The sequence below is a fragment of the Lentzea aerocolonigenes genome (genome assembly GCF_000974445.1).
Lineage (GTDB): Bacteria > Actinomycetota > Actinomycetes > Mycobacteriales > Pseudonocardiaceae > Lentzea > Lentzea aerocolonigenes.
In genome coordinates this window covers 161,682-175,426 of record NZ_BBOJ01000022.1, presented here as the reverse complement: position 1 = coordinate 175,426, position 13,745 = coordinate 161,682, and the positions used below count along the sequence as shown (strand labels likewise).

The 13,745-nt window shown below is 71.1% G+C and carries 13 protein-coding genes; 7 read left to right on the top strand and 6 right to left on the bottom strand.

Going from position 1 to position 13,745, the window contains the following annotated elements; all coding sequences use genetic code 11:
- Window positions 1-147 precede the first annotated feature (147 nt).
- A complete protein-coding gene (locus AOM45_RS37170; protein WP_030470496.1) occupies window positions 148-675 on the top strand; it encodes a hypothetical protein in 528 nt (175 codons plus the stop codon).
- 6 nt (window positions 676-681) lie between these two features.
- Here the strand turns inward: AOM45_RS37170 and AOM45_RS51330 are convergent, their stop codons facing one another.
- Window positions 682-840 (bottom strand): hypothetical protein, encoded by a 159-nt coding sequence (locus tag AOM45_RS51330; protein ID WP_156094127.1) that lies wholly within the window; start codon window positions 838-840, stop codon window positions 682-684.
- A 617-nt stretch (window positions 841-1,457) separates the two neighbouring features.
- Entirely contained in the window at window positions 1,458-4,286 is a 2,829-nt protein-coding gene (locus tag AOM45_RS37165; RefSeq protein WP_030470497.1) for a hypothetical protein, read from the bottom strand.
- Window positions 4,287-4,381: 95 nt separating this feature from the next.
- On the opposite strand from AOM45_RS37165, the gene AOM45_RS37160 reads away from it, so the two are divergent.
- The 4 genes from AOM45_RS37160 to AOM45_RS37150 all read left to right on the top strand — a co-directional run bounded on the left by AOM45_RS37160 (window position 4,382) and on the right by AOM45_RS37150 (window position 8,243).
- The gene (locus AOM45_RS37160; protein WP_030470498.1) at window positions 4,382-5,239 is read left to right on the top strand and encodes an NYN domain-containing protein; all 858 of its coding nucleotides are present in this window, start codon (window positions 4,382-4,384) and stop codon (window positions 5,237-5,239) included.
- 181 nt (window positions 5,240-5,420) lie between these two features.
- On the top strand, window positions 5,421-6,260 hold the full coding sequence (locus AOM45_RS50080; protein ID WP_081902440.1) for a peptidase inhibitor family I36 protein: 840 nt from the start codon (window positions 5,421-5,423) through the stop codon (window positions 6,258-6,260).
- Window positions 6,261-6,372: 112 nt separating this feature from the next.
- Entirely contained in the window at window positions 6,373-6,528 is a 156-nt protein-coding gene (locus AOM45_RS51325) for a hypothetical protein (protein WP_156094128.1), read from the top strand.
- A 380-nt stretch (window positions 6,529-6,908) separates the two neighbouring features.
- Window positions 6,909-8,243: an RNA-guided endonuclease InsQ/TnpB family protein gene (locus AOM45_RS37150; protein ID WP_156249760.1), complete on the top strand. Its 1,335-nt coding sequence runs from the start codon at window positions 6,909-6,911 to the stop codon at window positions 8,241-8,243.
- Between the two features lie 53 nt (window positions 8,244-8,296).
- Here AOM45_RS37150 and AOM45_RS37145 read toward each other — a convergent pair whose 3' ends face one another.
- The 3 genes from AOM45_RS37145 to AOM45_RS37135 are packed head-to-tail and all read right to left on the bottom strand — an operon-like array spanning window position 8,297 to window position 9,731.
- The gene (locus tag AOM45_RS37145; protein WP_030474160.1) at window positions 8,297-8,941 is read right to left on the bottom strand and encodes a DNA alkylation repair protein; all 645 of its coding nucleotides are present in this window, start codon (window positions 8,939-8,941) and stop codon (window positions 8,297-8,299) included.
- A 49-nt stretch (window positions 8,942-8,990) separates the two neighbouring features.
- The gene (locus AOM45_RS37140; RefSeq protein ID WP_030474161.1) at window positions 8,991-9,362 is read right to left on the bottom strand and encodes a MerR family transcriptional regulator; all 372 of its coding nucleotides are present in this window, start codon (window positions 9,360-9,362) and stop codon (window positions 8,991-8,993) included.
- A gap of 9 nt (window positions 9,363-9,371) precedes the next feature.
- Entirely contained in the window at window positions 9,372-9,731 is a 360-nt protein-coding gene (locus AOM45_RS37135; protein WP_030474162.1) for a hypothetical protein, read from the bottom strand.
- Between the two features lie 68 nt (window positions 9,732-9,799).
- Between AOM45_RS37135 and AOM45_RS37130 the strand changes: the two genes are divergently transcribed.
- A complete protein-coding gene (locus AOM45_RS37130) occupies window positions 9,800-10,540 on the top strand; it encodes a hypothetical protein (protein WP_156094491.1) in 741 nt (246 codons plus the stop codon).
- Here AOM45_RS37130 and AOM45_RS37125 read toward each other — a convergent pair.
- Window positions 10,537-10,761, bottom strand: coding sequence for a hypothetical protein (locus AOM45_RS37125; RefSeq protein ID WP_030474164.1), 225 nt, complete (start codon window positions 10,759-10,761; stop codon window positions 10,537-10,539). The two genes, AOM45_RS37130 and AOM45_RS37125, sit on opposite strands and share 4 nt — an antisense overlap.
- 99 nt (window positions 10,762-10,860) lie before the next feature.
- On the opposite strand from AOM45_RS37125, the gene AOM45_RS37120 reads away from it, so the two are divergent.
- On the top strand, window positions 10,861-13,602 hold the full coding sequence (locus AOM45_RS37120) for an ATP-binding protein (RefSeq protein WP_030474165.1): 2,742 nt from the start codon (window positions 10,861-10,863) through the stop codon (window positions 13,600-13,602).
- Window positions 13,603-13,745: the final 143 nt, after the last annotated feature.

The window sequence follows — 13,745 nt, the reverse complement described above, 5'->3', positions numbered from 1 at the left end:
GAGGCTACGGCGCGTGCGGCGTCCGTGTCATGAGCCGGAAGGCACATGACCTCCGGCTGCCCGGTCCTGGCCGCGCGGCACTTCCGGCGTGATCACCCGCGCTCGTAGCGTCCGTCGCGAACCCGTTGTCGCACAAGGAGAATGCACATGACACTGGATGTTCTGGCGCGGTGGACCGGCGTGCTCGCCGGGCTGTGCATCAGCCTGCCCGCCGCGGTCGAGGTCGTCACGGGCGAGATCGCGGCCACGAGCTTCGTGCTCGGCATCGCACCCGCGTTGGCGCTCCCGCTGCTCACCGCGTTGCACCTGCGCCAGGGTGGTGGCGGGTTCGGGGCCCTGGCCTTCACCACGAACGTCATCGGGCTCGGCCTGTTCGGCGGCGCCGCGTTCACGCTCAACGTGGCGTTGTTCTACGTCGACGGTCCGGTGCTCGCCGGGCCGACGAGGTTCGCGTTGCTGGGCAGCGCGGTGGTGTTCGCCGTCGGTGCGGTGCTGTTCGGGATCGCGATGGTGAAGGCGCGCACGCATCCCGTGGTGCCCGCGGTGGCGTACGCGGTCGCACTGCCCGTGCTCGCGCTGGCGGCGCCGTTGCCGGACTCCTGGCTCACCAGCGCGATCCACGTCGTCGCGGGCGCGTCCGTCGCCTGGCTGGCCGCGGCGCTGCCCGCTGAATGACCGCCGTCAGTGCTTCTTGCCCCGGCCCGCCAGGCTCGTGACCGCGGAGATGGCGCTCCACACGACCACCCAGACCCGCCACGGCACGTGGGAGACGTCCCGGCGCGGTTTGGGCCGAGGCTCGCGGACCTCGACTTCGTTCTTCTTCTTCGCGGTCTTCGTCATGCGGTTATGCCTCCATGCGGGGCTCGTGGGCCTGAGCACCGAGCTCACGGCAGGTCCGTCCAGTGGCCAGGGGGTTACACGGGACGGAGCAGGTTCGAAACCTCGCGGTGCCGCTTCCAGGGGCGGTCATTTTCCCATGCGGCGGACCGATGCGCGAGTACCCAGGTCAGACGCACCCCGGTGGGTGTGAGTTGCCCCGGTCGGGATGTGCCGGCACCGGACCTGGGGTTGGTCCGGCCGATTCGCTGGGGGATCCGCGGCGCCGACCCCGCGCTCGTCACGGTCGCGTTCGACGGTGACCACCAGCTCTCCTGCGGACTGCGCGATGCCGCGGACGTGCGCGGCGACGTGCAGGGCTCCCAGATCACCCACTACGGCGGAGTGCGGACGGCTGACTGCCGTCAGCGGAGGTGTGAAGGAACGACGATTCCGACGCGTGGCCCGTCATGGTGTCCGATCCCAGCCGGCTCGTCCGGCACAAGCCGTACCTGTCGTTCCTCGCCCAGTACCTCGACTCGCCGACCGGGCTGATGAACGGCGGTGTCGAGTTGCCGCCTGCCGGTGAGGGCGCGTCGTTCGTTCCTGTGCCCCGACGCGGAACGAGTGGAGCCGGGCTCTCAGCGGTGCGCCCGGCTCCAGAGCACCGGCCACCCGCTGGCGCCCACCAGCGCGGCGGGCACCACCAGGCCGTGCTCGGCGATGTGCTCCCAGAACACGTCCACGGGGGCGCCGAGCTCCGCGGCGGCGGCCATCGCGGCTCGCCACGGACCGTCCTCATCGGACAGATCGCTGGCCGGAAAGCCCGGAACCGCCGTCTTTCGAGCTCCCGCCACCTGAACCGTGTCGTGGGAGCCCGCCGTGCAGGTGGTCGCGATCGCCAGCACGCACAGCAGTTCGGTCGACGGTCGGTGGGCGACGGACCGTGCCAGTGCGTCGTCGCCGACCAGTTCGCCCATCGCCGCGCGGATCGCCCGGGCCACCACGTCCATCGCGTGGGCCGGTGCGATCTCCGGCAGGCGGGCGAGCGCGCGCAACGTTCGCGGCAGCGGTGAGCCGTTCGTGAGGGCGCCGAGTCGTTCGTGCTCGCGCAGGCTCTCCACCGCCGCAGTGAGCGGGCGGACTCGGGTCGCCTGCCACAGTGCCTGGGCGCTCAGGCCCGAGTCGAGGGCGGTGCGGACCAGGTCGGTGTGGCCGGGCCGGCGCTTCAACGCGATCACCGCCGCGTCGGGTTCGAAGTCGGCCGGCCTACCCGGTCGTCCCAGTCCGCTCGCCAGCGCGGCATAAGTGCGCCGCGCGGACACGGCTGCGGTCGACGTCAGTTCTCGTTCGACCGCCTTCGTCAGTGCGGTGACGAGTTCGGACGGCAGGCGGGTTGCCACAGGACGGCGTCGCGCGCGCACCGGGGGCACGGGCACGAGCGGTTCCGGCTCGGGCGGTGCGGGGACCGGGATGCCGTCCACCCACCGCTTGATGTGCTTTTCCAGCGCGGGGGTGACGTCGTCGTTGAACCTGGCGCGCAGTTCGTAGACGTGCCAGCCACCGGTGTGCCGGCGGATGTCGAGGTTCGCGGCGACGCGGCCGTCGGCGGGGTCGCGCAACGCCATCAGCACGCACAGGCCGCGGCGCGCCTTGTCGGCGTACCAGGACTCGCCGATGCAATTGCCCATGTAGCTCGACCAGCCGGCGAGCTGCCTCGGCTCGTGGCCGAGTTCCACGGTCAGTCCTGCGACGACCTGTCCGTCCATTGCGGACAGTTCTGGCGGGATCGGGAAGGCGCCGACGCTGGCCTCCGCGACCACTGCGTCCGCGCTGACCCCGGCCGCCAGTTCTGCCCAGCTGCCGCAACGGGGTGGCGGGGTGGCACCGAACATCACGAGCTGCGCGACCGCGGCGGCCGCGAGCGGGACGGAGTCGGCGCGCGGCCTGCCCGGCTCCGGCCGCGGCGGCGCGTCGTAGGTCAGGTCCGGGTGGGGGCGTTCGTGGCGGACCTCGGCGGAGTCGCTGCCGTGGAACGGTGCCAGGGCGTCGGCGAGGTCGGCGAGCCAGAGCAGGTCGTGCGGCGCTTCCACTTCGGCCGGGTCCGCGGTGCCGATCCGTTGCGCCAGCGGCAGGTCCGGGCTGTCCGCGTGCACGTCGGACAGCGGCGGCTGTTCCCAGCTCCGCGGCGCCCGCACGTACCCCAGCGCTGTGCGCCACGGCCGCAGCGCCGCCACGTGCCACGGTTTGCAGGCGTCCCAGCAGTTCTGCAGCGGGTCGCCGAGCTCGCCGAGCAGCTGCGTCACGGTGTCGAAGACGACCACGCCGTAGTTGCGGGCCATGGCGACGCGGGTCTTCACCTGGTTCTCGGTCTTCGCGCTGATCGGCCGGTCCGGGCTCAGCGACTGCACCAGGTGGTGGACGTAGCAGCCGGGCCGCGCCGGGTGACTGTAGGCGCCTTCGGGACGGCGCGCGGCGTCGGCCCGCTGTTCCTCGGTGAGGCACTCGTCGGCCGCGACCAGCTCGGCGCGGTGCCTCTGCGCGGCGACCGCGATGCCTTCGTCGGACAACGTCCTGGCGAACCGCAGCAGCGCGGTCGCCGCGATCGCGTCGCGCAGCAGACGCTCGAGCTCCCACGAGGTCCAGTACGGCGGTGGACGCCAGCGGGCGGCCTCGGCGAGCGTCGGCGTCTCGCCGACGGACCACCTCAGCTGTTGCAGCACCGCCTCGTCGAAGTGGACGCGGTGGCGTTCGCGGAGCTTGTCCACCCGGTCCGCGCGGGTCTGCGTCGCGGCCCGTCGTGCCACGCGCTGCCGTGCGGCCAGCTCGGCGCACACGTGCTCCCACAGGCTGATGATCAACGACAGCCGGCGCGGCCGCTGGTAGCGCGACAGCACGCGGGACAGGTGGTCGGCGAGCGTGGACGCCGCACCGCGCGGGAACGGGTCGATGCCGTCCGGCGTGCGGAGGTCGAGCACGCGTTCCAGCTGCTCCGGCCCGAGGAGCTCCGACGCGGCCGAGGCCAGTTCCAGTGCCGCCCAGCGCCGTTCGCTGACGGCCGTGTTCGTGGCGGCGCCGACCCGCTTGGTCGCCGCCGGCCCGAACAGCGCCACCAGGACGGCGGTCCGGTCGCCCAGCCGGTGCGCGCCGTCGGCGCCGAGGACCCGCAGCGCGGCGAGCACCGCGTCCCGCCGGTCACCGCGGGCGCCGGCCAGCCGCGCCGAGGTGAAGCCGCCGCCGAGGTCGACGCCCGCGCCCGCCGCCTCCGGTCCGCCGGTGACCAGCAGGGCGAGCTGCCGGGTCGCCTCCACCGGGTCCGCGTCGGCCGGTCCCACGGCCACGGGCGACCCCGGCGGGTGCGCGCCGACCCGCGCCTCGGCGAGCCGGGGCGCGGCCGTACCGCCCGACGAGGGGAGCCAGCAGCTCAACCCCGGCCCGGCGGTCACCCCGAAAGCCAGCTGGATCGACATCGACACCATCATCGCGCACCCGCGCCACCGGTTTTGGGCGCTGCGAGGTGCCGTGAGCTGCGACTTCCCCGAGTCCACCGGGTAGTGTCCGCGCGGTGGGGAAGATCGTCCGCATCGGAGTGTTCTACGACGGCACGTGGTTCGCGTACCTGAGCGACTTCTACGCGACCGCGCACCGGCGGGCCGCGCGGATCTCGCTCGACGGTCTGCACGACGCGTTGCGCTGGTTCGTCCACGTGGAGACCGGCTGTCCGCTCGACGAGTGCGTGGTCGCGGAGGCGCACTACGCCCGCGGCCGCATCGACACCCCGGCCGTCTCGTTCGACGCGGCCCTGACCGCCGCCGGCATCACCCGGCACGACCTGCCTCTGCACGGTGGCAAGGAGAAGGGCGTCGACGTCCACCTCGCGCTGGAGGCGTGGGACCGCGCGGTCTCCGTGCCGTTGCAGTGGGTCGTGCTGCTCACCGGTGACGCCGACTTCGCCCCGCTCGTCACGAGGCTCACCGCGCGGGGCGTGCACGTGGTCGTGCCGGTCGTCGACGTGCGGACGATCGACAAGGCACCTGCCTGGACCCCGCGCACCGCGGCGCCGTTGCGGGCCGCGACACCGTTCACCCCCGGCTTCGACGCGCTGTTCGCCCCGGCCGACCAGCCGGACTACCCGTTGCGCAGCCCGTTCGTGCGCTCGTCGGAGGCCGTCGCCTCACCGGCCGGCTCGCCTCGCGGCCGCAGGCGGGGGACCGTGACGACCTGGAAGTCCGGGCAGTCGCACGGGTTCATCACCGACACCCGCGGCGGGTCGTGGTTCGTCTCCCGCGACGACCTGCCGGACGGGCTGACCCTGTTGCTGGCGGGCACGCCCGTGTCTTTCACCGGATCACCGGCTCCGATGCCGGGAAGGAAGTATCCGAGGGCCCAGTCGGTGCGCCTCGACGAGTTTCCACGGCCCTGACAAATCGGTTGCGGCTGGTGTCAGTGGAATGTCAGCGGCGGCCGAGATGCTTCCGGCGCAACATTGCTTCCCCTGCGTTAGCGCGGTTCTGACAGCGCCGATCGGGGGACGGCGTGCCATGTCGGATCCGCGGAAACGAAAAGGGCATAACGTGTTGAAGAAAACGATTTTCGTGGCATTGATGGGTGCGCTGGTGAGCGCGTCCTTCGGCGCCGGTGTCGCCAACGCGGCGACCGACCGCAACGGTACGTGCGAGTCGGGCGAGTTCTGCCTGTACTACAACAGCGACGAGGCGGGCTCGGTGTCCGACTTCGCCGACTCGGTCGCGGACTACGGCGACGACCAGCCGAGCTGCTACGAGTTCAAGGGCGCCGGCAACGGCAAGGGCCTGTGCGTGAAGAACAACGCCGCCTCCGTCTGGAACAAGACCACGAAGTCGGTCACGGTCTTCTACAACAGCAACTACGGTGGCGCGAAGCAGACGTTCGCTCCCGGCGCCAAGGGCAACCTGAAGGCCGAGCTCAAGAACGAGAACGCCTCGCACCGCATCGGCGACGCCGGTGGTGACCCGGACCCGAGCCCCGGCGCCCCGTACCCGGCTCCTGCCACCAACAACGAGCCGTCCCAGGCCGTTCGCGCGCCGCAGGCCTCCAAGCGCACCGCGTTCGTGCGCGGCCAGATCTCCTCGCTGACCGGTGAGCGCCAGTGCTACGTCGGCGACTACCGTCCTGGCGAGCCGTCGACCAGCAACCACAACACCGGCAACGCGCTGGACTGCACGATCTCCAACGCGATCGGCACCTACCCGACCGCCGCGCAGAAGGCCCAGGGCTGGAAGCTCGCCTACTGGCTGCAGAAGTACGCGGTCAAGCTCGACGTCCGGTACGTGATCTGGCAGGGCAAGATCTGGAGCGTCGCCCGCGCGTCCGAGGGCTGGCGCAACTACACCGCGGGCAGCGGTGTGACCGGCGGTCACTACGACCACGTCCACGTCTCGATGCAGAACCCCTACGGTGACTGACCGAAACGCGTGAACTGATTTGACCAGGTGGGCGGCGGCGACGCTGCCCACCTTTTCGGCGTCGAAATTTCGGTGCTCGCGGAAATGGCTCGCAAAGATCAGACTGCGTCTCATGCGACGAATAGCCGCAATCATCGGCACCGCTGTTCTCACGTTCACCGCAGTCCAGCCGACTGCTTTCGCCGGGCCTGTGGGGACCGGGTGGCAGGAACACACACCCGCGTGGAACCTCCAGATCCAGAGCCGCGGCGAGATCACGAGCTACTGATGTGCGGGCCAGTGCGCCGGGCTTCAGCCCGGTGGTGAAGGCCCGCGCGGGAGGCTGGCCACGGCCGAGTGTGCTCTGGGTCGGCCGCTTGGTGTACTGCCGCGGCACGCTGATCGGGGTGGCGTTGGCTGAGCCGGCGACGTGGGGGCCTGGCCGGAGGCGTTGTGTCCGTCAGTAGTGACGCACGATGTCGGGGGAATCTGGCCGTATCCGTTGGTAGGAGACGTCGTTGAAGTCGGCCGGGTCGGGTGCTGGTCGCTGAACATCTTGTGCCGGTACTTCGTCGCGAAACCAGGTGTGCGTGTGGCTCGATAGGGGATGCTTGCCGATACGAACACCCGCGAGAGCGGCCATTTGGGTCAATCCGATACGGTCCGGTTGTGCAGCTGCGGTACAACTTCCGCGTCTATCCGGAGCCCAGTCAGCGGGACGCGCTGGCGCGGGCGTTCGGGTGTGCGCGGGTGGTGTTCAACGACGCGCTGCGCGCACGCCGGACCGCCCATGAGCACGGTGAGCCGTACCCCTCGGACGGTGAATTGTCCAAGCGGGTCATCACGCTGGCGAAGGCGACGCCGGAGCGGGCGTGGCTGGGTGAGGTGTCGGCGGTGGTGTTGCAGCAGTCGCTGGCGGATCTGAACACCGCGTACCGCAACTTCTTCGCCTCGGTCACGGGCACCCGCAAGGGCCGCAAGGTCGCCCCGCCGCGGTTGCGGTCCCGCAAGGACAACCGGCAGGCCATCCGGTTCACCCGCAACGCCCGGTTCACAGTGCTGGGCAACGGACGCCTGCGGCTGCCGAAGATCGGCGACCTTCCCGTGCGCTGGTCGCGTCAGCTGCCCGCCGAGCCGTCCTCGGTGACGATCGTCAAGGACGCGGCAGGCCGGTACTTCGCCTCCTTCGTCGTCACGACGAAGGAGGACGAGACGGTGCCGGCGGCTGGGTCGGAGGTCGGTATCGACCTGGGCTTGACGCATTTCGCGGTGCTCTCGGACGGCACGAAGGTGGCCGCGCCGAGGTTCCTGCGGCAGGCGGCGCGCAGGCTGGCGCGGTTGCAGAAAGCAGTGAGCCGCAAGGTCAAGGGCTCCAACAACCGCAAGAGGGCTTTCGTGAAGGTCGCCCGCGCGCATGCGCGGGTGGTCGATACGCGGCGGGACTGGCAGCACAAGCTGTCCACGGCGATCATCCGCGACAACCAAGCGGTGTACGTCGAGGATCTGTGCGTGGCTGGTCTCGGCCGCACGAGGCTGGCGAAGTCCGTGCACGACGCCGGGTGGTCCGGTTTCACCGGCATGCTGGAGTACAAGGCGGCGAGGTACGGGCGCGTGTTCGCCCGGATCGACCGGTTCACGCCCACGTCGCAGACGTGCTCGGAGTGCGGGCGGATCGACGGGCCGAAGCCGCTGTCCGTGCGGTGGTGGACGTGCCTGTGCGGCGCGACTCATGACCGGGACGTCAATGCCGCCAGGAACGTGTTGGCCGCCGGGCAGGCGGACAACTCAAACGACCGTGGAGCGCGGGTAAGACCAGCACGTGTGCCGGCATCGCGCCGTGAAGCGGTAACCCACCCGGACGCCGCGCGGTCCACGCGCAGCGTGGAGGGAATCTCCGTCGTCCTTCAGGACGGAGAGGATGTCAAATCAACGGCAAGCTCGTGCACACGAACAACGGCCCCAAGGGCGACCACTACTTCAAGTACGGCGTCTACGGCACGCTGAAGACCGCGAGCGCCGAACACCAGTGGCGCAACGTGCACTTCTACCGGAAGTAGCTACCCGACCGGCTGGCGGCGCACCATCTCGGTGATCCAGACCGGCGCGAACGGCGACGTGCAGTTCGGCGGCGTCGGGTAGTCCTTCAGCACTTCCAGGCGCTCGCCGATGCCGATCGCACGGGCCCGCAGCGAGGGGTGGGAGATCCCGATCTGCGCCAGGCAGTGGTTCATCGCCCACTGCAGGCGTTCCGGGGCGTCCTTCATCTCCTTCTCGATGACGTCGAGCAGTCCGGCGAGGTCGAGCCCCTCCGGACCGCGGGCCACAAGGTCCGCGGTCAGGGCCCAGCCGGCGCTCGCGACGACGGGATCGGCGTCGGCGAACCAGCTGACGCGCAGGTCTTCGGCGTGCGGGCTCTTCTTCACGACGTAGTTCACGAGCCAGTCGTGCACCTTGGGCCGCCGCGCCTCGCGCAGCATGGCGTCGAGCTCGTCGCGGGAGAAGGCCTTGGGGCGGCAGATCAGCAACGCCAGCAGCCGGGCGGCGGTGTCACCGGTCCGCCACAGCTCCACCGACAGTTCCTGCTGCGTCTTCAGCCTTTTGGCGACGGCACGCAGCTTGCCGAGGTTCACGCCGTGGTCGTCGCCGTGCTTCTCGTTGACGGCGCGCGCCTTCGGGTCCTCCAGTGCGGCCAGCTCCGCCATGACCTCGGCCACCGTCACGTCAGACCTCCCGTTCGTCGTCGGTGACAGCCTACGAGTTGAGCGCGGCGATCACCGGGCACTGCTCTCGCACGCCGTTCGCGGCGACGTCGAGCAACGCCAGCCGAACCCGGTCGAGGTCGCGCTGCCGTTGCTCGATCTCGGCGACCTTCTCCGCGATGACGTCACCCAGGTCGTCGAGCTCGGGCGCGTCGGAGAGGTCCAGGATCTGCTCGACCTCGGTGAGGGTGAAGCCGAGGCGTTGGGCGCGGCGGATGAACTTCAGGCGCCGCAACGCTTCCTGGTCGTAGTGGCGGTAGCCGCCGCCGGTGCGGGCGGTCGGGTTCACCAGCCCGCGCCGCTCGTAGAAGCGGACGGTGCTGATGCCCACCCCGGCGGCGCGGGCCAGTTCGGATATGCGCACCACCGGAAACTACCTCCGCACCAGCGCGCGCAGCTGGGCCGCGCCCCAGAACAGCTCCAGCACCAGGAACACCGCCAGGACCGGCGTCTGCCCGTGCCACAACGCCCACACGAACCACAGGCTGAACAGCGCCCGACCGGCGGTGTCGATGCCGATGAGCAACGGTTCGGGGCGACGCCACCGCGCGATCGACCACATCACCACCACCGTGCCGAACAACGTGGCGAAGAGCAGGGACATCACGTCGGGCAGGGGAGCGCCGATCAGGTCGAGCATCAGCGTGGCGGTCCACGGCGTGAGGAACGCGGCGCTCGCCACGAGGTCGTAAAGGGCGCCCGCTCGGCCCCATCGGGTCACTGAGGTCTGCATGGCGATCACGATGGACCCTGCACGTTGGTGCAAGGTCAAGCCCGGTTTCCCGATCTACGATGGGTCGCGTGCCCGGCCAGATCGTCCGTCACGCCGACCAGATCGAGGCCGTACGCGTGCGGTTCGCGGCCGTCCACCGGGCGAGCGCGGTCGTCGTCGGCGACGAGACCGTGTACGGGCGGCTGTGCCGGTGGGTCGTCGACGCCGTGCTGGAGAAGCACGCGAGGCAGGACGAGCTGGTCGCCTACGTCGAGGAGAACCTGCGCCTGATCGTGACCGGGTTGTGCGACCTCGCCGGGGAGAGGCGTCCGGTGCCGGACCCCGTGCGCGAAGCCGCCCTGCCCTCGCTCGTCGCACCGGCCGAGCCGCTCGCACTCGGGGCGATGGAGCGGATCGGGCCGCTCAAGGAGGTGCTGGACGAGCTCACCGGACTGCCGGAGGTCATCGCGGCACATGCCGTGACCTGGTACAACATCGCGGTCGAGCAGCGGGACATGGCTGCGGAACTCGAGGCCTTCATCGCGTCCGACGTGCCGGGCTGGGACGGTGCCGGTGAGCACCTGCGGTTGATGGGGCACAACATCGAGGCGATCAGAGGGCTGAGCTCGGTCTCCGCGGGTTTCGCGGAGATCGTCCAGAGTGTCGGGGTGCTGGTCGCGCAGACCCGGCGGCTCGTGCGGGAGCTGGTGATCGGCCTGGTCGTCGCCCCGACGGACGCGACGCTGTGGTGGCTGGCGTGCCGGATCGCGGTGTACGGGGTGGCGTTGAACGCCACCCTGACGCACATCGAGGACCGGCTGAACGGTTAGGCGGTCGCGGCACGCCGGGCGGCGCGGCGGCGGGCGATGGCCGGCAGGAACCACATGTAGACGCCGGTGCCCATGAGCACGAACAACGGCAGCAGCGGCACGTACGACACCCACACCACGGAGTTGTCCACGGTCAGCGCGACCGCCGTGAACACGACGGTGGCCATGAAGACCATGCTGACCACGCGGTGGAACTGACGGATCCCCTTGGTGCTGCTCATCTTTCCTGTCCTTCCGGTTGTTCGCTGGCGTTGGGGACAACGGTAGGAGCGGGAGGCTCGGCCGTGCTTCTCGATTCCTGACCGGTACTGTGCTGCGCCATGCAGTTCCAGTCCCCGGTGCTGGTGGGCCGGAGCGAGGAGACCTCAGCGCTGCGGGCCGCGGTGGCACGGGCCGAGCAGCGTCGCGGTGGCGCGGTGTTCCTGGTGGGGGAGCCGGGGATCGGCAAGTCGCGGCTGGCGTCCGAGCTCGCCGCGCACGTCGCGGACCGCGGGTTCCGCGTGCTCAGGGGCCGGGCGAGTCGCGCGGTGCCGTTGCGGGCGCTGTGCGAGGCGGTGCTCTCGGCGTTCCGCAAGGCTCCGGACGAGCGGCAGCTCGGCGCGTACCTGCCCGTGGTGCTGAGGATGACCCCGGACGCGCCCGCCGGGGTGCCTGATCCGGCCGTGGTCAGGGCCGAAGCGGTGCTGCGGCTGTTCACCGCCGAGAAAACCGTTGTGGTGCTTGAGGATCTGCACGACGCGGACGGCGAGACGCTCGCGATCGTGGACTACCTGCTCGACAACCTCGCGGGCGAACCCGTCCTGCTCCTGGGCACGCTGCGGCCGCATCCCGATGGCGCGCAACGGCTCGCGGACTCGGCCGTCGCGCGCAGGGTCGCGTCCGCGTTGCGGCTCACCGGACTGCGGGACTCCGAGGTCGCCGAACTGGCCCGCCACCTGCTCGGCGAGCCGCCGCCCGCCGACGTGCTGGCCCAGCTCACCAAGATCGCCGACGGCGTGCCGTTCGTCGTGGAGGAGCTGCTCAACGGTGACCTCCGGGCCGTGCCTCCCACCGTCGCGGCGGCCACCCTCCACCGGGTCGACGCGCTGGGCCCCGAGTGCGTCGCGCTGCTGGAAGCCGCCGCGATCTTCGGACCGGTGTTCCCGCTCGACGTCGTGGCGGAGGTCGCGGAGGTCGCGGACGCGACGAAGCTGTTGCAGGAGGCCGAACGCGCGCAGCTCGTCCACGGCGACAGGTTCCGGCACGCGCTGACCGCCGACGCGATCAGAGGCCGGATGACGCCGACGGCACGTGCGTCGCTCGCCGGAAAGGCCGCGCGAACCACGGAAGTGTTGCGCCCCACCGAACTGGAGCTCGTCGCCGAGCTGTGGGAGGCAGCCGGCGACACCGCCAGGGCCGTGCACTCCCTGGTGCGCGCCGGAAAGCACGCCGCTGCTCTCGGCCGGTTCGAGACCGCCGTCGAGCTGCTCGAACGCGGCCAGGCGATGACCGGCGACCCGGACCTCACCGCGGACCTGCTCGACGCGCTCGCCACCGTGCTCCCGCTGGCCGCGGTCGTCGTGCCCGCGGACAACGGCGCCCGTGCTTTCGCGCTGGGAGAACGACTCCAGCAGGCGCTCACCGCGGCCGGTGCCGAGCCGGCACGCCGGGCGGCGGTCCGTCTCGCCCAGGCCCGCGTCGCGGCCGTCGCCGGTCAGTGGGAACGCGGGCTCGACCTGATCGCGTCGGCCGTGGAGACCGATGCGGCCGTCGACGTCGTCAAGGCGACGTTGCTGTTCGGGCTCAACCAGCTCGACCTCCTGCCCAAGGCGCGTGAGCTCGCCGAACGCGCGGCCGCCACCGGCACCCCGGAGATCGTCTGCGAGGCCCTGGAAGTGCTCACCCGGTGCACGCGAGGGCAGGACCTGGCCGAGGCGCGGCAGCACGTCCGGCGCTGGCAGCAGGTGGCCGAACAGCACGGCCTCGCCGCCTGGCGGCTGCGCGCGTTGCTGGAGCTGGGCGTCGCGGACAAGTACCTGTCGATCGACGTCACGACGCTGCTGGCCGCCAGACGGGCGGCGCTCGACGCCGGTGCGATCGTCATCCTCATCGCCGCCGACCTGCACCTGGCGTCGACGTACCTGGTCCGCGGGGAGTACGACGAGGCCGCCCGGTGCGGTGCCAGTGCCGCCGAAGCGGCCGGGAAGCTGGGCCTGGACGCGTTGCAGCTGCTCGCGGTGGCCGTCGAGGCGGGCATCGCCGCGATGCACGGACGGCGCAAGGAGACCGATCAGGCGTTGGCCCGGCTGCGCGACCACGGCGGCTCGGAGGAGATCTGGTCGTACAGCTCGGCGGTCTGCGCGTTGATGGAGGAGCGGTACGACCGCGCGCTCGCCGAGTTCGAGGAGGTCGAGCGGGCCGTCACGGAACCGCGGATCCTGCGCGGCACCTTCTACCAGGGGCCGCGACTGCTGGTGCGGGTCGCGCACGGCCTCGCGGGCTGGCCCGAGTACGAGCGGCTCGCCGAGTCGCACCTCGCCCAGGTGCTGCTGTACCGCGTCTACCTGGCGTGGAGCCGTGCCGTCCTGCTCGGCCGCGACGGTCGCGCGGACGAGGCGGGGACGGCGGCGGCGGAAGCGCTGGAGCTGAGCACCGGCCTCGGCCTCCCGCGTCACCTGGGGCTCCGGCTCGTCGGTCCGGCCGCGCTCGCCGACGGCTGGGGCGAGCCGCTGGAGTGGGTGCGGGAGGCCGAGGAGTACTTCCACCGGCTCGGCGTGCCCGCCGTCGCCGCCGCGTGCCGTGCGGTGCTGCGCGAGGCGGGCGCGCCCCGTCAACGACGCCTCCGCGACCACGACACGGTGCCCGCCGAGCTGCGCAAACTAGGCGTCACGGTCCGCGAGCACGAGGTGCTGAGGCTGGTCGTGGACAGGTTCGGCAACACCGAGATCGCCGAACGGCTGTTCCTGTCCCCCCGGACGGTCGAACGCCACGTCGCGAGCCTCAAGGCCCGCACCGGCAGAACGACCCGTGCGGACCTCATCTCCTACGCCCGGCCGTTAATTGGGGGCTCTGCCCCCATGTAGTGCGGCGCGCGGGCGGGAAGACTTCCGAGCACGCCGGCGGCGCTGGACTCGGTGGGGTGTTCAGCGCCGCCGTCACACGTGCCGAAAAATTCTCCGCGAGGTGTCGATCCCGGCATCTACCGTTCGACGCACTCATGACAGCA

Excerpts from the sequence above, each read along its gene's own strand:
- AOM45_RS37170 (WP_030470496.1), top strand. The coding sequence starts at position 148 with ATGACACTGGATGTTCTGGCGCGGTGGACCGGCGTGCTCGCCGGGCTG.
- AOM45_RS51330 (WP_156094127.1), bottom strand. The coding sequence starts at position 840 with ATGACGAAGACCGCGAAGAAGAAGAACGAAGTCGAGGTCCGCGAGCCT.
- AOM45_RS37165 (WP_030470497.1), bottom strand. The coding sequence starts at position 4,286 with ATGTCGATCCAGCTGGCTTTCGGGGTGACCGCCGGGCCGGGGTTGAGC.
- AOM45_RS50080 (WP_081902440.1), top strand. The coding sequence starts at position 5,421 with ATGGGTGCGCTGGTGAGCGCGTCCTTCGGCGCCGGTGTCGCCAACGCG.
- AOM45_RS51325 (WP_156094128.1), top strand. The coding sequence starts at position 6,373 with ATGCGACGAATAGCCGCAATCATCGGCACCGCTGTTCTCACGTTCACC.
- AOM45_RS37145 (WP_030474160.1), bottom strand. The coding sequence starts at position 8,941 with ATGGCGGAGCTGGCCGCACTGGAGGACCCGAAGGCGCGCGCCGTCAAC.
- AOM45_RS37135 (WP_030474162.1), bottom strand. The coding sequence starts at position 9,731 with ATGCAGACCTCAGTGACCCGATGGGGCCGAGCGGGCGCCCTTTACGAC.
- AOM45_RS37125 (WP_030474164.1), bottom strand. The coding sequence starts at position 10,761 with ATGAGCAGCACCAAGGGGATCCGTCAGTTCCACCGCGTGGTCAGCATG.
- AOM45_RS37120 (WP_030474165.1), top strand. The coding sequence starts at position 10,861 with ATGCAGTTCCAGTCCCCGGTGCTGGTGGGCCGGAGCGAGGAGACCTCA.